The following is a 19,526-nucleotide window of genomic DNA, read 5'->3' as shown; positions in this document are numbered from 1 at the left end:
AATTTACAATTACCCTTGCAGATTTACGATTTCACCACTTTTAATCTCAACAGGTTGACCATTTACACTTATCCACACTGAAATAGCGGAAGGGTTATACACAATATTGCCATTTGCTGAAAATTGCAAACTTTTGAGTGCTTTGATATATCTTACTATTTCAATGTTAGTTGCATACCAAATATCATCTTTTCCCGATATCAATTTGCAAAAATTCTCTATTAAATGCCAATTATTTTTTCTTTCAAATTCAAAACTATGTCCCCAAACATACATTATCTTTAGTTTTCCTTTATATTCATACTCTAAAAATTTACGTCCAAGCTCCAGTAAATTATCATCATGATGACAAGTTGGAGCCCATGTTAAAAAGTTTGAGGGAATACGAAAATCATGGTGAGATTCTACAGTCCTTGCATATTCAATCCCGAGACTTGGCAAAATGTTCACAATTTCTTCATTATATACTCCATAAGGATAAGACATACCTTTGACCGGGTAACCTACTAATGTCTCTAAGTTTTTTCTGTCTTCTAAAATTTCTTCAACCACAGCCTCAATTGGAATACAATCCAAGAAAGGATGGGTTTTAGTGTGAACAGCAACTTCATGGCCTTCATATAGCTTTGCAACTTCATCGGGTGAAATAAAAGGTTCTTTACCAAGGTTTCCAGAGTTCAAATGAAAAGTGCCCTTTATTCGGTATTCATTAAAGATTTCAACAAGTTTTCTATCAAATATTTGTCCATCGTCGTAGCTCATTGTCAGTACTTTTGTTTTGCCAAAAGGAAATAAATCAAACTTTATATCCATTTATTATCACCCCCCACAAATTTAGCAATCTTTACTCTTCTGTTGTGAACGGAGAGGCAGGCAACCCTTCTTTGTTATAAAGATTTGCTCCTTCTGGATTGTCAGCCCATGCATATCGAACATAAGCAGGGTTTGGAATACTATCGTTCCACACTACGACTTTATCACCTTCTATGACAGCTTTTGCCCACACAAATTTCTTGTCACTTCCGGCAATTGCAAAGTGTTTAAGCTCACCACCACCTTTTACAACAAGACCACTGCCAACCTCCGAAAACTCAATAATCACCTTGTTACCCTCAATCTTCATAGACTTATAAAGCGGTCCTGAAGCTACAAGGTCTTTTTCCCCGTATGCAATCTTTCGAGCAAGCAGGGCAAGCCTTTCTCCCACATCTTTTTTGTTAGAGGGATGCAGGTCATTCCATTCCCCTAAGTCAATGGCAATGGCCATGCCTGTGTTTGGGACAGAAAGTGTCTTTCGCTGCTCTTCTCTGAGCTGTGCCCACTTGCTCTCTGATGGCTGGGACTTTGCCTCCATAAAGTTTGCAAGCTGGACATATAAAAAGGGAAAATCACCCTGCCCCCACTTCTGTCTCCAGTCGGTTATTAAAGCCCTGAACTTCTCGTGATATCCCTCAGGACTGTCAGTGTTCGACTCACCTTGATACCATATGACACCTTTGATAGCAAATTTCAAAAGCGGTGCAATCATACCATTGAACAGTCCTGCAGGTTTATACTCAAAAAAAGTCATGGGTGGCAGAGGTTTTGGAGCTTCTGCACCAACTTTGCATTTCCACTCGCCTTCTAAGCTGAGCTGGTAATCTTTGGTGAAGAGTTTGTAGGGTTTGCCTTTGACAAACTCTCCGTTACCATCGTTACTTATAACTCTTATGGCAATCACATTTTCACCTGGTTTAAGTAAGTTTGCAGGAACCTCGTATTTTCTTGGAGGATAGCGATATGAGATTGAACCTACAAGGGTCCCGTTAATGTAGGTATGGTCACTGTCCACTATTGTACCCATATAAAGCTTTGCAGGCTTTCCAGTCATAGAAGCAGGTACATTTACCTTTTTCCTAAACCATACAACTCCTTTCAAAGAATTTAGCCCCATCTCTTTCCAAGAAGCCGGGAGATTAACAGTTTGCCAGTCAGAGTCATCACAGTCAGGGTTAAACCAAGCAAGCTTCATCCCTTTATCATTTTTGTTTAAGTTTTCATACCAAGCACTTATTTCAGCTTCTTTCTTTTTCTTAATACTTTCAATATATCCATCGACTCTCAGCTGCTCAAGTATTTTCAGATTTTCAGGAAATTGTTTTAGCGCGTCTTCACTGAGCCATGCCTCTATCGGCGTTCCACCAACACATGCTTTAATCAAGCCTATTGGCACACGGTACCTCTCGAATAATGCTTTGGCAAAAAAGTACCCCACAGCTGAAAAACGAAGAATGGTCTCTTTAGAAAGTTCTTCCCAGCTGCCTTCCTGCAAATCTTCTTGTGGCCCTTTGAAGTTGTATCTATCAGGCACAGTGAACTGTCTTATAAAAGGATTGTCGCAGCTGTATATTTCTTCTTCATAGATATCTTTTACTCTTTCCATGGGCAAAACCATATTTGATTGGCCAGAACAAACCCACACATCTCCTATAAGTATGTTGTTTATAATGATACTTTTTTGGGATGCCTCTATTACCATAAAATGAGGTCCACCTGCTTTAAGCTCAGGCAAAGTCACTTCCCACTTGCCGTCGCTGTTTGCGATAGCAGAGTATGATTTGTCCAAAAAGTGCACTACAACCTTTTCTTCTGGTAAAGCCCAGCCCCATATCTTTACCTTTTTATCTCTTTGAAGAATCATACCATCACTTATCAGCTTTGGAAGTGTTAATGTCATTGGCAACCACCTCTTTATAATGCAGAAATCGTTTTCAAATTGTACAAAAAATTATTTTGAATTAGAATTAATACAACTATAATTTTAGCATAATATCGAAATAATAGCTATCGTAAAAAATCTTTAAGCCAAAAAATTTATAACTTATTTTTTGCCAAAATTTGTTGAAAATTTGAATGTAGCAAGAACAGGTGGGTAAAACTTTTCTGACATAATTTTTGCCTCTGCAGGAATATAATTATTACTTAGAAATGCCCCTTTTGAGGACAAAGAGTTGATAGAATAAGATGATTATTTATGCAGATGTATATATATTGGAAAATTTAGTTATCAACTATTTTATTCTGCTTGTGACATCGTATCTACTCAAGACAAATGTGAACAGTTTTAAGATTTTACTTGTAAGCATACTTGGAGCTTTTTATTCGCTATTTCAATTTTATCAGCCTTTACAGTTTTTATACTCTCCAATTGGGAAAATAATTGTTTCGGCTTCCTTTGTATATCTTACCTTTTTGCCAAAAAACTTTTTTGGATTTATCAGACAGTTTCTCAGTTTTTACCTTGTCACAATCATGTTTGGTGGAATGGGATTTTTTCTTTATTACATTTCGCAAAATAGTATTGAGTACTCTGTACAGCTAAAACTAAAAAATGTACTTCTTGCGCTTGGAATTTCCCTGATTGTTTTCAAACTCTCACATGAGCTTATAATCAAAAAGGTCTATAAAGATTCACTCATAAGGTATATAAAATTCAAGATAAATGATTCAGAGTACAGCTGTGTTGGATATGTGGATACAGGGAATAACTTGAGAGAACCTTTTTCAGGCAAACCTGTTGTAATTGTTGAAAAAAAGCTACTTGGGATGGAAGAAGAGGGAAAAGAAATATCTTCAAAGGACCTTGAAAAGCTTCAAAAAGTTATTGGTAGCAAAATTGTTTTGATACCTTACAATTCGATTGGGCAGGAACACGGGGTTTTAATAGGAGTTATACCTGATGAGTTTTATGTTTCAGAGAACAAAAACACATGGGTAAGAAAAGATGTGGCGATTGCCCTGTACGATAAAAAGATTTCAAACAGATACTCGGCACTTTTGGGTCCTGATTTAATCTGATTTTTTTGAAAGGAGGTATGACTTTTATGAAACTTGAGTCTAAGATTTTACGTTATGTTTTGAAAACCTTGGAGAAGCTTGGCTTTAAGTTTTCACAAAATCAGATTATGGAGATTTTTTATGTTGGGGGATGTGACACACTTCCGCCACCTCTTACGCCTGACGAAGAAGCTCAAATTTTATACAGGATTCATTACCAGGGCGAAGAAGGATTAAAAAAGCTTTTAATAGAAAGAAATTTGAGACTTGTTGTCTACATTGCAAAAAGATTTGAAAATACTAAGATTAACCTTGAAGACCTTGTTTCAATAGGCACAATAGGTTTGATTAAAGCGATAAATACATACAATCCAAACAAGAATATAAAACTTGCTACTTACGCCTCAAAATGTATAGAAAATGAAATTTTAATGTTTTTAAGGCGAAATTCAAATAGAAAACTTGAACTGTCGATAGACGAGCCACTGAATGTTGACTGGGACGGCAATGAACTTTTACTCTCTGATGTACTCGGTACTGATACAGAAGAAATTTACAACAAGATTGAGAGCAGTGTAGAAAAGGAAGCGCTTTTGCAAGCAATTCAAAAACTTCCGTCCAGGGAAAAAAAGATTGTTGAACTGAGGTTTGGATTTGGAGATGGTGGAGAAAAGACTCAAAAAGAGGTTGCAGATATGCTGGGGATATCCCAAAGCTATATCTCGCGGTTGGAGAAAAAGATAATTACGAGGTTAAAAAAAGAGCTGGCAAAGATTATATAATATGAAAATCTATTTTAGAATAATTGCCTTCCCCGAGGTTAATAATAAACCATAGCGCAAAGTTAAAAAAGGGGGAGGTAATTAAGTTGAACAAGGTAGAGATTTGTGGTGTTAACACATCAACACTCCCCGTTTTGAGCCATGAAGAAAAGCTTGAACTTTTAAAGAGAATGAAAGAAGGGGACAAAGAAGCACGAAGAATTTTTATTGAAGGAAATTTGAGGCTTGTTTTGAGTGTTGTCCAAAAGTTTGCAAACAGGGGCGAGAACTTAGATGATTTGTTCCAGGTAGGTTGCATTGGTCTTATAAAAGCAATTGACAATTTTGACCTTTCCCAGAATGTTAAGTTTTCAACCTATGCAGTGCCGATGATAATCGGGGAGATAAGAAGATATCTGAGGGATAACAACTCTATGAGAATTTCGAGGTCTTTGAAAGATACAGCCTATAAAGCTTTGAAGATAAAGGAGAAGTATATAAATAAAAATCACAGAGAACCGACATTGGAAGAGATAGCAAAAGAACTCTCAATCACTAAAGAAGAGCTTGTTTTTGCGCTTGATTCCATTCAAGAACCGATATCTCTTTATGAGCCAGTGTTTCAGGATAGTACCGACACAATGTATGTTGTGGAAAAACTCTGCGACCACAAATCATGCGAAAATGTTTGGCTTGAAGAAATTTCGCTCAAAGATGCTCTCTCAAAACTCACAAAGCGCGAGAAAGAAATCCTGTATTTGCGTTATTATAAAGGAAAAACCCAGATGGAGGTAGCGAGAATTGTAGGAATTTCACAGGCACAGGTGTCAAGAATTGAAAAAAGTGCAATAGGACATATCAAAAAGTATATTTAATATTTTGTTGTTGACAATTTATGCATTCAAAATTTATAATAATCTAAAATTAACAATAAGCCTTTTACCTTAAAAGTAGGGTAAAAGGCTTGTGCATTTTTTAAGGGGGCGCAGTGGCTTAAATGTCTTTGATTGAAATGACTATTCCAGACTATTTTGATATGATAGCTACAAAGTTTGCTGACAATCCTGCTGTCATTTATCATCACGAAAAGATTTACCTTACATATTCCCAGTTTAAAAAAATGGTGGATGATGCAGCAAAAGGGTTTATGGCAATTGGAATTCAAAAAGGAGAACATGTGGCTGTATGGGCAACAAATAGGCTTGAGTATCTCATTTCTATTTTTGCCTTAGCCAAGATTGGAGCAGTGCTTGTTACTGTAAATACCAACTACAAGATATATGAGCTTGAATATCTTCTAAAACAATCTGACAGTTCCACTTTAATATTCACAGAAGGATTTAAAGATTCGAACTACCTTGAGATTGTCAAAAAACTAAATCCCCAGCTTCAGGCGTGCAAAAAAGGAGAGCTTGAAAATCCAAATCTGCCATATCTTAAAAGGCTCATTTTTGTTGGGCAAGGCTCTTATGATGGAATATACAACTGGCACGAGGTAATTGAACTTGGCAAAGATGTTTCTGATGAGAAGCTTATTCGCAGGCAAAAAAGCCTTGAGCCAGATGAGGTAATAAATATGCAGTACACCTCTGGTACCACCGGATTTCCCAAAGGTGTTATGCTTACACACAAAAATATTCTCAACAACGCAAACGCAATTGCAGATTGCATGAAACTTACACACAAAGACAAGCTGTGTATCCCTGTTCCGTTTTTCCATTGTTTTGGACTTGTTTTGGGTATAGGTGCATGTATGACAAAAGGTGCCACCATGGTGCCACTTGATCATTTCAATCCTCTTAAAGTTATGGAGACAATTCACTTTGAAAGGTGCACTGGCTTGCATGGTGTGCCCACAATGTTTATTGCAATCTTGCAGCATCCCGAATTTGATAAGTTCAATTTTTCTTCTCTTCGGACTGGTATAATGGCAGGAGCACCTTGTCCTATCAAAGTGATGAGAGAAGTTGTTGAAAAGATGCACATGAGAGAGATTACAATAGCATATGGTCAGACAGAGGCATCACCTGTAATAACTCAGACAAGAGTTGATGACCCTCTTGAGTTTAGAGTGTCCACAGTGGGAAAACCGCTTGAAGGTGTGGAGGTAAAGATTGTGGATATCCACACAAAAAAAGAGGTTCCAAACGGTGTTGTTGGGGAGATATGTGCAAGGGGATACAACGTTATGAAAGGATATTACAAGATGCCGGAGGCAACAAAACAAGCCATCGACGAAGATGGCTGGCTTCACACAGGTGATTTAGGATACATTGACCAAAACGGATATTTAAGAATTACTGGCAGGCTCAAAGATATGATAATAAGAGGTGGAGAAAACATCTACCCACGTGAAATAGAAGAGTTTTTATATTCACATCCGGCAGTAAAAGATGTGCAGGTTGTGGGTGTGCCGGATAAGGTCTATGGTGAGGAGATAGTTGCATTTATAATCCTCAAAGATGGGAGCTGTGCAAGCGAGGAAGAGATAAAAGAGTTTGTAAAAGCTAATCTTTCACGGCACAAAACGCCACGATACGTTGTGTTTGTCAACGAGTTTCCCACAACTGCAAACGGTAAGGTCCAAAAATATAAACTGAGAGAGATGGCCATAGAAAAATTTGGTCTTCACGATGCGGCAAATATCGAAACAGCTTAAGTTTTTGTGTCAAGCAATATTGAATTTTTCTTTGATTGTATGTTAGAATTATTTTCAACATTAAAATTGCGAGGGGAGAAAATACATGCAGCTAAGATACAATCTTGAAATTTCACCAAAAGGTAATCTTTCATGGGAAGGAATTGACCTTCTTGATTTGATAGAGATGTATGGAACTCCTCTTTATGTTATGAATGAGACAATGATAAGAGAAAATATTAATAGATTCAAGTCTTCCCTGCAGAAATATTTTGGAGAAAATGGTCTTATAATTTATGCATCAAAAGCTTTTTGCACAAAGGCTATGTGCAAAATAGCAAAAGAAGAGGGAATAGGTCTTGACGTTGTATCAGGTGGGGAGCTTTACACAGCACTTTCTGTAAATTTTGACCCAGATAAGATATTCTTCCATGGGAACAACAAAACATATGATGAGCTTGAGATGGCAGTTGACAGAGGGGTAAAAATTGTACTTGATAATTTTGATGAGCTTGAGATGCTAAGTCTGATATGTAAAACAAAAAACAAAAAAGCAGATGTCTTGATTCGAATAAAACCCGGGATTGAAGCTCATACACATGAGTTTATCAGGACAGGGCAGATAGACTCAAAGTTTGGGGTTGCACTTGAAAATGGCGAAGCATTCTCGATGGTTCAAAAAGTGCTACAAAGACAAGAGCTAAGCTTAGTGGGACTTCACTGCCATATAGGTTCGCAGATTTTCGAAACAGCTCCGTTTAAGCTTGCTGCAAGGGTCATGCTTGAGTTTATGCTCAAGATTAAAAATGAACTTGGCTACGAGATAGAAATGTTAGATTTAGGTGGCGGATTTGGGATAAAATACACTGCTCATGATGAACCGCCAAGAATTGAGAAGTTTATAGAGGCAATTGCTGAAGAGGTAGAGGAATTTTGCAGCTTGAGAGGGCTAAAAAAACCGTTTATTGTTTTGGAACCTGGAAGGTCTATTGTAGGTGAAGCTGGAATTACACTTTACACAATTGGAAGTGTCAAAGAGATACCAAATGTCAGAAACTATGCATCTGTTGATGGTGGTATGACAGACAATCCACGTTATGCACTGTATCAGGCAAGATATGATGCATATGTTGTGGAAAATCCTCTGGGGCAGCGGACAAAAGTCTATACAATTGCAGGAAGATGCTGTGAGTCTGGTGATATACTCATCAAAGACATAAAGCTTCCAGAGCTTAAAACTGGTCAGCATCTTGCCATTTTGGCAACGGGAGCATATAATTATTCTATGTCAAGTAATTACAATAGGTTCCCAAGACCTGCAGTTGTACTCTTGAAAAATGGTCAATCAAGAGTTATTGTAAAACGTGAAACATATGAAGACCTTGTGAGAAATGATGTAGAGATTTAATAAAATTATATTTGGAGAGAATTTGGGATGGCTATGCCGAATATTATTACAATGCTTTTGAGAATTCCAGGGCTGCTTTTTGCAATATCTGTGCACGAGTCAGCCCACGGGCTTGTTGCATATTTGCAGGGAGATGACCTGCCAAAAAGACAGGGAAGAATAACCTTAAACCCTCTTGTCCACATAGATTTGTTTGGTGCGATAGCGCTAATTCTTTTTCAATTTGGCTGGGCAAAACCTGTTGTGACTGACCCAACAAGATACAAAAATCCAAAAGTAGGTATGGGACTGACAGCCTTAGCAGGACCTGTTGCAAATATTCTTTCTGCAATTGTCTTTGCTATTGTACTTAAGTATGTTAATGAGTACAATTTGATTACAAATAGATATCTTCAGATTATGATTCAGGAAGCTTATTTGATTAATGTGTATCTAACAATATTCAATTTGTTGCCAATACCGCCCTTAGATGGTTCAAAGATTCTGTTTATTTTTGCACCAAATAGTTATGTGGAATTCTATTATAGATTTGAACTGTTAGGGCAGATAATATTAATTGCATGCATATTTTTTGCACCTTTTTTGATTTCACATATTTTACAGCCAATAGCATATTTTATTTTTGCTTTTATTGATTTTATTATTACTCTTCTTCCGTAAGTGAAAAAATATAACACGAGAATAGGAGAATGAAAAGATGAGACGAGTTTTATCTGGTACAAGACCAACGGGTATCTTGCATCTTGGCAACTATTTTGGTGCAATAGAGAGCTGGGTAAAACTTCAGGATGAATATGAATGTTTCTTTTTTGTTGCAGATTGGCACGCGCTTACAACAGGATATGAAGATACTTCGAATTTAAGAGAATATACAAAACAGGTTGTGATAGACCTTTTGGCATGCGGTCTTGACCCGAAAAAGTGTACAATATTTGTGCAGTCGCATGTTCCACAGCATGCTGAGCTTCATCTTTTGTTTTCTATGATAACTCCTCTTTCTTGGCTTTATAGGTGTCCAACTTACAAGGACCAGATGAGAGAGTTAAAAGAAAGAAACATAGCAACATATGGGTTTTTAGGATATCCATGTCTTCAGGCAGCTGATATATTGATATACAAAGCAGAGCTTGTACCAGTTGGTGAGGACCAGCTTCCGCACTTGGAGCTGACACGAGAGATTGCAAGAAGGTTTAACTTTTTATATGGCCAGACTTTTCCAGAACCACAAGCAATTCTTAACACTGTAAAGGTGCTTGTTGGGACAGACGGACGCAAGATGAGCAAGAGCTACGGAAATACAATCGCGCTTTCTGAAGACTTGGAAAGTGTAAGAAAAAAGGTAATGAATATGGTGACAGACCCTGCAAGGATTCGCAAGAACGACCCTGGACATCCTGAAGTGTGTACGGTCTTTGCGTACCATCAGATATTCAGCCCAGAGATTGTATCAGAGACAGAAGAAGACTGCAGGCAGGGTAAAATAGGTTGTGTTGAGTGTAAAAAGAGGTTATTTGAAAATATTTCAAGGTTTTTAGAACCAATTCAAGCAAGAAGAAGAGAGCTTGAAAATGACCTTGACTATGTTTTAGGAGTTATCAGTGAAGGTGCAAGAAAGGCAAGAGAAATAGCATCAAGAACATTACAAGAAGCAAAGGACAGGGCAGGTCTGTTATGAACTTTGAGGTTAAACTTCCCAACTTTGAAGGGCCACTTGACCTGTTGCTTTACTTCATAAAAAAAGAGAAGATAAACATATATGATATTCCAATATCCGAGATTACAAGCCAGTATCTGGCATATCTTAACCATTTAGATACAATCAACGTGGATTCTGTTTCTGAGTTTATGGTAATGGCAGCAACACTTTTAGAGATAAAATCAAGGATGCTTTTGCCCAAAGCCCAGGAAGACCAAGACCCACGCCAAGAACTTGTGGAAAGACTGAGAGAATATCAGAAATACAAACAGGTAGCCATTTACTTAAAAGAAAATTTTCCTTACAGGGAATGCTATAGAAAGACAAACCAGGGTTATCTGCTTTTAAAAGAAAATAAAAAAGAGCTTATAACCCAGCTTGATATTAGAAAGCTTTGCAGAGCATATTTGGCTGCTGTCCAGAAAAATGAGGATTTTTTAAAAGAAAGCGTTCAAAAACTTCAGGAGATTACCAGAAGGCAGCCTATATCTATTTTGAAGGTTGTGAAACAGGTATTTGAATATATTAAACAAAAAGGGGTTTTGTATTTTAGCAACCTCATTAAAGGAATTTCAAAGGAAGAGATTATCTACAGATTTTTGGCTATTTTGGAACTTTGCAAGCTTGGTCATATCTTTGCTCATCAGGATAAAATGTTTGACGATATAAAGATTTTAAAGAGGTAACAGGATGGTAATGGAAGCAGCAAAGATAAAATCGGTTGTAGAAAGTATACTCTTTTTGGCTGCAGAACCCTTGGATGTTCAAAAACTTGCAAAGATTTTAGGGGTAGAATATCAAGAGGTTAAAAATTGTGTCGAGCAGCTAAAACAGGAATATCTGCAGCAAAACAGAGGATTTTTAATAACCGAACAGGAAAATGGATATGTTCTGGTTACCAATCCAGAAAATTCAGGATATATAAGAGAATACTTTGATTTGGAACAAAAGTATGTATCACTTTCTCAAGCGGCGTATGAGGTGTTATCGATTGTTGCGTTAAAAGGTCCCATTACAAGACAAGAGATAGAAAAGATAAGAGGGGTCAGCAGCGAGAATGTCATAAAAAGCCTTATAGAAAAAGGGCTCATCAGAGAAGCTGGAAGACTTGACACAATTGGTAAGCCTGCTTTGTATGAGGTAACCTCACTTTTTTACACTTCTCTTGGTATTAAAGATTTAGAGGAGCTTAAAGAGAAGATTTTAAAAATACAGCAAGAGGATACGTCAATTTGATGTATCCTCTTTTATTTTTGTGGCAATAATTTTAATAAAATAAAAGCAGTTTGAGAGGGCTAATAGGCGGTAGAAATTGAAAACTTTCTTTTATTTCTTGCTCTTTGCGCTATTGCCTATTTATCTTTTCCTGCCAAAAATATTTTTGATTGAGATAAGAGTTGAAAAGGCAATTTTTGTTAAAGTAAAGTTTAACATTTTAGGAATTTATGTGCATGTATTTTACAAGCAAATTCAAATTTCTGGGCACAAAAGAGCTAAACATTTTTCCATTGAAAGAGAAACCAAAAAGAAAAAATCAAAGCCTATTTCTACCAAGATGATATTTAGCCTTATAAGAATCTTCCTTTTGTCTACTGTAGTGAAAGTAGATAAGATTTTTGCGCGCATCTGGTGTGCAGATGCTTTTATTTTGAGTATTTTAAGTGCAAGTATATATTCAATTTGGGGAATATTAATGTCATGTGGTCAGAATACCAAGCTTGATTATAAAGCCTTCTTGAGAGAGAATTTTTTATCAAGCATTTTGCAATTAAATGTTTATGTAAAAATTTTTCCTGTGAAGCTTTTGACCAGTTGGTTTAAGGTAGTAAAAAAAACAGAAGGGTGGTGTTAAACTTGGCACATCCAATTGAAATGCTTATGCAGACAACAATGGAAAACCTAAAACAGATGATTGACGTTAACACAATTGTGGGTGATGCTGTTCAAAGTTCGGCTGGAGCTGTTATAATTCCGGTCTCAAAAGTTTCGTTTGGCTTTGTGGCAGGTGGGGGTGACATAAAACAGGATAGTACTAAGATGAATAAGACCGACGAAAATACTCCGCTTTTTGCAGGCGGCACTGGTGCTGGAATCTCTGTTATGCCCATTGCGTTTTTGGTTGTAACACAGGACCAGATAAGGCTTTTGAATGTTTCAGCAAACAGCAGCATCGAGAGAATAATTGATATCATTCCAAATATAATTGAAGATATCAAGGAAATTATTCAAAGAAGATGATAGCAAGGTAGCCTTGCTATCATCTTTTTTTATATGAAAGAATAGAAATTAAATTGAAAATGATTTAGAGAGGTAATGAAAATGAGAAAGAAGAGAATAGCAGAAAAGAGTTCAAAAGCACCGATAATAAAAGCAATAACAGTAGCCTTGATTCTTCTTTTTATCCTTGCATTAAAGTTCAAATATATTCACATTAAAAATTTTTCATTTGAAAAAGCTAAGCTTTATTTTCAGCGTGATGAAAAAGTTTATTCGGACTTAGTAAAATGGGTAGAAGATTTTTTACAGCCTTTATCTTTTTCAAAACCGGCAAGCAAGGACAGCTTGACAAAAAGTTTATCTTCTACATCCTACATATATCCTGTAGATGGTCAAATTCAATCCTCTGACGATGGAGGAACTTTTATTATAGTTAAAAAGAAAACTAATATTCTCAGTCCCTGTGATGGAAAGGTAGTAGAAATTATTAAAAAAGGTGAAACTTTTGATATTATCATACAGCAAGGTAGCAGGATACTTTATAGGCTTGAAAATGTTGATGTTTTAAACGTTCAAAAAGGGGAAGTTTTAAAAAAAGGTGAGATAATAGGATATAAGCTGCCATTTGACCTTGTGGGAAAAGATTTTATATATTTTAAGAGAGAAGAAATAATGTAGTTTAGAAATATTTCACAAATGACATTTCAAGCTAATTTATGCTATACTAAATTTAGACAAAAATCGACAAATTAGAATGGGCAAAACAAAGTAAAAATAGAGGATGGGGCAAGGTGGAGCTGAGATTTAAAATACTTGTTCTTACACTGATAGTAGCATTCTTACCATCAACCATTGTAGCTATATATGTAATGAACAACATAATTCCTCAGTATGAGAAAATTACCTATGATTACTTTGTGAACAAACAACAACAAACATTAGAGAGGATAACTCAAAAGATTTTTGATGATATGACTACTATAGCGAAAGATTATGCTATTTGGAATGAACTCTACAGAGCTGTTGTGACAAAGGATGAAGAGACAATCAACTTTTACTGGACAAGCTGGCTCTATCAAAAACCTTACAATTTTTCTTTAATAATTGGTTTTTCGAAAGAGGGGAAGATTATTTCGTATCATTCTCCATTTGGGGATATTAAAAGCTCTGACAATACAAAAATATTCAAGATATTCAAAAAAGTAATAAGTACAGTCTACCCTTCTGATGATATAAATTTAATACCTGTTGAAAGAGGCTTTCTTAAAATAAACGGTAAAGTGTTTGCATTTGTATGTTCTCCTGTCTTGGATGACAAAGATTTAGCAAAACCTGTTGCTGGAGCCCTTTTTCTGGCAAGGGATATTGATGAGTTTGTGTCTTTGATACAGCCTTATATTGTGGATAGGATATATTTCGTGGATAAAACAAATACAACTACCGAAGAAAACTTTCTTAAAAATCATGTTGAGCTATTTGATATTGAAGGCTATAGGATAGGAACACTTGTAATTGACTATAACGAAAAAACACTTGTGAATATAAAAAGACACTTTGAAAAACTGCTTATTATTACATTTTCGTTTCTCATGGCTTTGACTTTACTTATTGCATTTTTAGGCGGAGTATATCTTACAAGAAGGGTTATTCAGCTTGAAGATTATGCTATTTCGCTATTTTCTGGCATAAACGGTGATGTAACCACTCCAAAACCAAACGTAAAAAAAGAAGGAAGGTTTAAAAATGTAGAGTTAATTTTGGAATATTTTTCAAACGAAATAAAAAGCAAGATTTCGATATTAAAGCAGCAGGATAAGCTCTTGAAAGAACTATTTGAGAAAGAGAAGAGAAACTTTGAAGGAGCGATAAAGCTTTTAATTTCTATTATTGAAATGAAAGACCCTTACACTAAAGGACACGCAGAAAGGGTTATGAAATACAGCAAGAAAATAGGAGAAAAACTGTTTTCAAAGGGATATAAGATAGACCTGTTTGACTTAGAAATTGCCGCATATCTTCACGATATTGGCAAGATTGTAATTCCGGAAAGTATCTTAAACAAACCTGACAAGCTCACGCAAGAAGAATATTCCATAGTCAAAAGACATTCATTGGATGGTTATAACATTCTTTCAAACATTGAATATTTTGATAACATAAAAGAGGTTGTTCTGTATCATCACGAGAATATAGATGGAAGTGGCTATCCACTGGGGATAAAAGGAGACAAAATTCCTCTTGAGTCAAAGATAATCTCTGTTGCAGATGTATTTGATGCTCTTACCACAGACAGACCTTACCGCAAGGCTTTTTCAGAGGAAAAGGCTTTAGAGATTATGAAAGAAGAGGTTGGCAAGAAGTTTGACCCGGAAGTTTTTGAGGCTTTTTTGAATGTGCTTAAAGAGGAAAAAATCTCAAATTCGGTAGAGATGAAGATAGATGGATAAGTACAAGCTTAAAATGTTACTTGAGTCTGATGAGGGACCGAAACTTGATTTTAAACAGTCTCTTTCACTTGAGACAGATGGTGAAAAGAAAGAGCTTGTAAAAGACGTCATTGCCATTGCAAATTCAAGAGGTGGAAGGGGCTATATCATCTTTGGGGTTGAAGATAAGACAAAAAGAATTGTTGGAATCAAAGACGAGAACATCTCTGAAGAAAAAATTCAGCAGATAATCTCAAGCAGGTGTGACCCACCTGTATCAATTAAATTTGAGATTGTAGAGTACGATGGTAAAAAACTTGGCGTGCTTACAATATACAAAAGCAGTCTAAGACCTCATCAGATGGTCCAAAACGGCGTGTTTTATATAAGACGGGGGTCAACAACAGACGTTGCAAGAAGAGAAGAGATAGCATCTATGTTTGAAGAAAGCGGCAGCATCAATTTTGAGATGTCTATTGTAAGAAATGCAAATTTAAATGATCTTGAACCTGAGCTAATCTCTATATTTTTTAGAAGAAGTGGCATTTCATCAGAGTGGGGTAACTTAATTTTGCTTGAAAGTTTTGGGATTGTTCAAAGAGATAGAGAAAATAATAATCTTTATCCTACCTTAGCAGGTATTCTTGTGTTTGGAAAATATCCGGAGAGATTTTTGCCGTCAGCGTATTTGACAATTGAATTTTTTGACCAAATTCAGATTATTTGTGGTAACATATATAGTATAATCAAAAAGACTATAAATTTTTTTACTCAGAAGTATCCTCAGACGGACCTATGGGCTTTGTTCGAAGCAATTGGAAATGCACTTGTTCACAGGGATTATTATGACCTGACAAGATGCACGGCAGTCAAGATTTCCGAAAGAAGCATAGAAGTTGCAAATCCTGGATGTCTTCTTGAGAGCAACATGATATTTAGTATGGGGAGAGAAATTATACCAAGGCGTCGAAATCCGTGGATTTATCAAAAAATGATAATTTTAGACGACAACAATCTCTTTTTGAAAGCCGGCAAGGGAATATCAAGGATAAGAAAAACATATCCAAACGTTAAGATTATAAATATAAATTCCCAAAATACATTTAAAATCATATTGCCACCTATTGATAAACTGTAAAAAAGAGGAGTAATGAAAAATGGTCAAGGGAAAGGTAATTAGTCTCAATCCTACATCCTCAATGTATTTTAAAATTGGGATTAAACATTACGAAAAGGGAGAAGTAGAGCTTGCCATAAAAAGGCTTATGAAAGCTCTTGAACTTGATAATAAAAATGTTGAGATAAAGTTTAACTTGGCTGGGCTTTTAGCACAGGTTGGGGATTTTGAAACTTCAAATAAACTCTTGAGCGAGCTTACAAAAGATAGTCCAGAGTTTTATGACTCGTTGTTTGGACTTGGATGTAATTTTTTTGAGATGGGCAAGTTCAAGGAGGCAAAGAATTTTTTAAAGAGGTATGTGAAGCTTAGCAACAATATTGAGTTTAAAGAGGCGGCAGAGGACCTTATTGACTTTATTGAAAGTCAGGAAGAGTTCGAAAAAGAACAAAAAGAAATTGAAAAATATTCGAAGTTGTTAGAAAGAGGAAATTTTCTTCTTGAAAGTGGAAGATATGAAGATGCAATGAAATATTTCAAGATGATATTGGCAAAAGATGATAGTGTCCTTGCTGCAAGGAACAACCTTTCACTTGCTTATTTTTATATGGGTGATATTCAAAGAGCAATTGAAGAGGCAAAAAAAGTACTTCAAATTGACAAGTACAATGTATATGCAAACTGTAACTTGGCATTTTTCTATAGTAGCATAGGAAAAGAAAGAGAGATGAAAAGGCATTTAAAAGTGGTATTGGACATAAAAACATACGATAGTAAAGATAAAATAAAGATTTTAGACACTCTTATCAAGTTAAATCAGCACAGCGAAATTGCCCAGCGTGCAAATGAACTTTTTGAGATTACAAGAGAGCCGTATTTTAAACATATTGAAGCAATAAGTCTTTACAATACACGAAAGTACATGAAAGCAAAGAAAATTTGGGAGTTCTTAAAAAAGAATTTTGAAGTGCCTGAGATAAGGATTGACTATTTTTTGAAGAAAGTCGATAATGTAATAAAGACATTTGAAAAAGACACTATAGATTATTTCGAAACAGGTTTTAAGTTTTTGGAAGGCATGGACGAAAAGGAGTTTAGAAGACAGCTCCAAAGTCATATTGACAATTATTTTTCTCAAACTGTCGAGGAAAATGGACAAAAAGTTATGGAAATTCTTTACCAGCATGTTGAATTGAATCAGAAAGACCAAGAGGCTATTTTTGACCTTCTAAAAAATCTTCCACTTGAAAAGCCCAGGTTAAATCTTCATGCAATTGCTGCAATTGTTTGGTATGTGTTCAAAAAGTACATGAAAAGAGAGAAAATAAAACAAAAAGATGTAGCCAAGACTTTTGGAATCTCGCAGGCAGTTTTCTCTAAGTGGTTTGGTGATTTCAAAGAGCTTTTGCTAAACAAGGAAGTTTAAAATACTATCTTTTCACAAAAGGAGGAATTAGTAGCACAATGGACAAAATAGCTGTAACACTTCCAGATGGGAAAATAGTGGAAGCAGAAAAAGGAATATCTGCTATGGAGTTTATAAAGACAATCTCTATGAGACTTTACAAAGAGGCAGTTGCGTGCAAGATTGACGGTGTTTTGAAGGATTTGTGGACATCTCTTGAAAAAGATTGCAGCTTTGAGGTTGTGACATTTTCAAATGATGAGGGTAAAAAGGTTTACTGGCATACAACCTCGCACATTTTAGCTCAGGCTGTCAAAAGGCTTTTTGGGGACAAAGTAAAGCTTGGCATAGGACCTGCAATTGACAATGGTTTTTATTACGACTTTGATGTTGAAGAGTCAATTACAATGGAGCTTTTAGAAAAGATTGAAGAAGAGATGCAAAAAATAATAAAAGAAGACTTAAAGATTGAGAGATTTGAACTCTCAAGAGAAGAAGCAGTCAAGCTTATGCAGGAAAAGGGAGAAAATTATAAAGTTGAACTTATAAATGACATTCCAGAGGGTGAAACTATATCTTTTTACAGGCAAGGTGAATTTGTTGACCTTTGCACAGGTCCGCATCTTCCTTCAACAGGGAGAGTAAAAGCATTCAAACTACTTTCTGTAGCAGGTGCGTATTGGCGAGGAAATTCTAAAAATAAAATGCTTCAAAGAGTTTATGGAATATCATACGAAAAAAAATCCCAACTTGATGAATACCTTACAATGCTTGAAGAAGCAAAGAGAAGAGACCATAGAAAGCTTGGAAGAGAGCTTGATTTATTTGATATTTTTGAGGAAGGGCCAGGATTTCCTTTCTTTTTGCCAAAAGGGATGATTATAAGAAACATATTAGAGGATTTTTGGAGAGAAGAACATAAAAAAAGAGGTTATCAGGAAATAAAAACTCCCATAATGTTAACAAAAGACCTTTGGGTTCAGTCAGGACATTGGGATCATTATAAAGAAAATATGTATTTTACCAAAATAGATGATCAGGAATTTGCAATAAAACCTATGAACTGTCCGGGTAGCATATTGGTTTATAAAAGAAAATCACATTCATATAGGGAACTTCCTGAGCGACTGTGTGAACTTGGGCTTGTTCACAGACATGAGCTATCTGGTGTATTGCATGGTCTTATGAGAGTTAGATGTTTTACACAAGACGATGCTCATATATTCATGTTACCATCACAGATAAAAGATGAAATAAAAGGTGTAATTGATCTTATTGATTATTTTTATAGTGTATTTGGTTTCAAATATCATGTTGAACTTTCAACAAGGCCTGAAATTTCGATGGGAACAGATGAACAATGGAATATGGCTGAAACTGCCCTAAAAGAAGCTTTAGAGGAAGTAGGTATAGATTACAAAATAAATGAAGGTGATGGGGCTTTTTATGGACCCAAAATTGATTTTCATCTGGAAGATAGTTTGAAAAGAACGTGGCAGTGTGCAACAATTCAACTTGATTTTCAAATGCCAGAAAGGTTTGACTTATATTATATAGGTGAAGATGGTGCAAAACATAGGCCAGTAATGCTACACAGAGTTGTTTTTGGCAGCATAGAGAGATTTATTGCAATACTTACTGAACACTTTGCTGGTGCATTTCCGGTATGGTTAGCACCAACTCAAATAAGAGTAATACCAGTATCTGATAATTTCAATGATTATGCAGCTAAAATATCCCAAACACTAAAGGAAAATGGATTCAGAGTTGAAGAAGATTACCGATCAGAAACTGTAGGGTATAAAATAAGAGATGCTCAACTACAAAAAATACCATATATGGTGATTGTGGGTGAAAAAGAGCGAAGGGAAAATACTATAGCAGTGAGAGACAGAAAGAAAGGGGATTTGGGTTCATTTACCATTGATAAGTTTGTATCAATGGTGAAAGAGAAAGTAGAGAAAAAGGTTATAGAATAAAAATTAAAAAGGCTGCCAGAACATTATTAATGAGAACATGGGCTTTTTAATGTGGCAGCCTTT

General features: G+C 35.8%; 18 protein-coding genes. 16 read left to right on the top strand and 2 right to left on the bottom strand.

All coding sequences use genetic code 11. The annotated features are described in order from the left end of the window. Window positions 1–9: 9 nt before the first annotated feature. Window positions 10–813 carry a polysaccharide deacetylase family protein gene (locus tag CALHY_RS09615; RefSeq protein WP_013403766.1) on the bottom strand — a complete coding sequence of 268 codons (804 nt, stop codon included), beginning with the start codon at window positions 811–813 and terminating at the stop codon, window positions 10–12. A gap of 31 nt (window positions 814–844) precedes the next feature. Next, entirely contained in the window at window positions 845–2,716 is a 1,872-nt protein-coding gene (locus CALHY_RS09610) for a sialate O-acetylesterase (protein ID WP_013403765.1), read from the bottom strand. 287 nt (window positions 2,717–3,003) lie between these two features. On the opposite strand from CALHY_RS09610, the gene CALHY_RS09605 reads away from it, so the two are divergent. The 16 genes from CALHY_RS09605 (at window position 3,004) to thrS (ending at window position 19,463) form a co-directional block, all read left to right on the top strand. Then, on the top strand, window positions 3,004–3,837 hold the full coding sequence (locus CALHY_RS09605) for a sigma-E processing peptidase SpoIIGA (RefSeq protein WP_013403764.1): 834 nt from the start codon (window positions 3,004–3,006) through the stop codon (window positions 3,835–3,837). Window positions 3,838–3,863: 26 nt separating this feature from the next. Next, complete coding sequence (gene sigE, locus CALHY_RS09600; RefSeq protein ID WP_013403763.1) at window positions 3,864–4,598, top strand: RNA polymerase sporulation sigma factor SigE; 735 nt, start codon at window positions 3,864–3,866, stop codon at window positions 4,596–4,598. Between the two features lie 86 nt (window positions 4,599–4,684). Then, window positions 4,685–5,452: an RNA polymerase sporulation sigma factor SigG gene (gene sigG, locus CALHY_RS09595; RefSeq protein ID WP_013403762.1), complete on the top strand. Its 768-nt coding sequence runs from the start codon at window positions 4,685–4,687 to the stop codon at window positions 5,450–5,452. Between the two features lie 122 nt (window positions 5,453–5,574). Continuing rightward, window positions 5,575–7,236: an AMP-binding protein gene (locus CALHY_RS09590; RefSeq protein ID WP_013403761.1), complete on the top strand. Its 1,662-nt coding sequence runs from the start codon at window positions 5,575–5,577 to the stop codon at window positions 7,234–7,236. 85 nt (window positions 7,237–7,321) lie between these two features. Beyond that, entirely contained in the window at window positions 7,322–8,623 is a 1,302-nt protein-coding gene (gene lysA, locus CALHY_RS09585) for a diaminopimelate decarboxylase (RefSeq protein ID WP_013403760.1), read from the top strand. Window positions 8,624–8,650: 27 nt separating this feature from the next. Continuing rightward, on the top strand, window positions 8,651–9,283 hold the full coding sequence (locus CALHY_RS09580) for a site-2 protease family protein (RefSeq protein WP_013403759.1): 633 nt from the start codon (window positions 8,651–8,653) through the stop codon (window positions 9,281–9,283). Between the two features lie 37 nt (window positions 9,284–9,320). Further along, window positions 9,321–10,298: a tryptophan--tRNA ligase gene (gene trpS / locus CALHY_RS09575; protein ID WP_013403758.1), complete on the top strand. Its 978-nt coding sequence runs from the start codon at window positions 9,321–9,323 to the stop codon at window positions 10,296–10,298. Beyond that, window positions 10,295–11,005 carry a segregation and condensation protein A gene (locus CALHY_RS09570; RefSeq protein WP_013403757.1) on the top strand — a complete coding sequence of 237 codons (711 nt, stop codon included), beginning with the start codon at window positions 10,295–10,297 and terminating at the stop codon, window positions 11,003–11,005. The genes trpS and CALHY_RS09570 overlap by 4 nt, the downstream gene beginning before the upstream one ends. A gap of 4 nt (window positions 11,006–11,009) precedes the next feature. Continuing rightward, complete coding sequence (gene scpB, locus CALHY_RS09565) at window positions 11,010–11,555, top strand: SMC-Scp complex subunit ScpB (RefSeq protein WP_013403756.1); 546 nt, start codon at window positions 11,010–11,012, stop codon at window positions 11,553–11,555. 76 nt (window positions 11,556–11,631) lie between these two features. Further along, a complete protein-coding gene (locus CALHY_RS09560) occupies window positions 11,632–12,171 on the top strand; it encodes a hypothetical protein (protein ID WP_013403755.1) in 540 nt (179 codons plus the stop codon). A 2-nt stretch (window positions 12,172–12,173) separates the two neighbouring features. Next, on the top strand, window positions 12,174–12,557 hold the full coding sequence (ytfJ, locus tag CALHY_RS09555; RefSeq protein ID WP_013403754.1) for a GerW family sporulation protein: 384 nt from the start codon (window positions 12,174–12,176) through the stop codon (window positions 12,555–12,557). Between the two features lie 81 nt (window positions 12,558–12,638). Next, window positions 12,639–13,214 (top strand): M23 family metallopeptidase, encoded by a 576-nt coding sequence (locus CALHY_RS09550; protein ID WP_013403753.1) that lies wholly within the window; start codon window positions 12,639–12,641, stop codon window positions 13,212–13,214. Between the two features lie 113 nt (window positions 13,215–13,327). After that, the gene (locus tag CALHY_RS09545) at window positions 13,328–14,983 is read left to right on the top strand and encodes an HD domain-containing phosphohydrolase (protein ID WP_013403752.1); all 1,656 of its coding nucleotides are present in this window, start codon (window positions 13,328–13,330) and stop codon (window positions 14,981–14,983) included. Continuing rightward, complete coding sequence (locus CALHY_RS09540) at window positions 14,976–16,100, top strand: RNA-binding domain-containing protein (protein ID WP_013403751.1); 1,125 nt, start codon at window positions 14,976–14,978, stop codon at window positions 16,098–16,100. Before CALHY_RS09545 ends, CALHY_RS09540 begins: the two co-directional genes overlap by 8 nt. 19 nt (window positions 16,101–16,119) lie before the next feature. After that, window positions 16,120–17,505, top strand: a complete 1,386-nt coding sequence (locus CALHY_RS09535) for a tetratricopeptide repeat protein (protein WP_013403750.1) — start codon at window positions 16,120–16,122, stop codon at window positions 17,503–17,505. A 38-nt stretch (window positions 17,506–17,543) separates the two neighbouring features. Continuing rightward, a complete protein-coding gene (gene thrS / locus CALHY_RS09530) occupies window positions 17,544–19,463 on the top strand; it encodes a threonine--tRNA ligase (protein WP_013403749.1) in 1,920 nt (639 codons plus the stop codon). Window positions 19,464–19,526 lie beyond the last annotated feature (63 nt).

Source organism: Caldicellulosiruptor hydrothermalis 108 (assembly GCF_000166355.1).
In the GTDB taxonomy this organism is placed as follows: domain Bacteria; phylum Bacillota; class Thermoanaerobacteria; order Caldicellulosiruptorales; family Caldicellulosiruptoraceae; genus Caldicellulosiruptor; species Caldicellulosiruptor hydrothermalis.
This window is presented reverse-complemented; position numbering and strand designations above follow the sequence as displayed.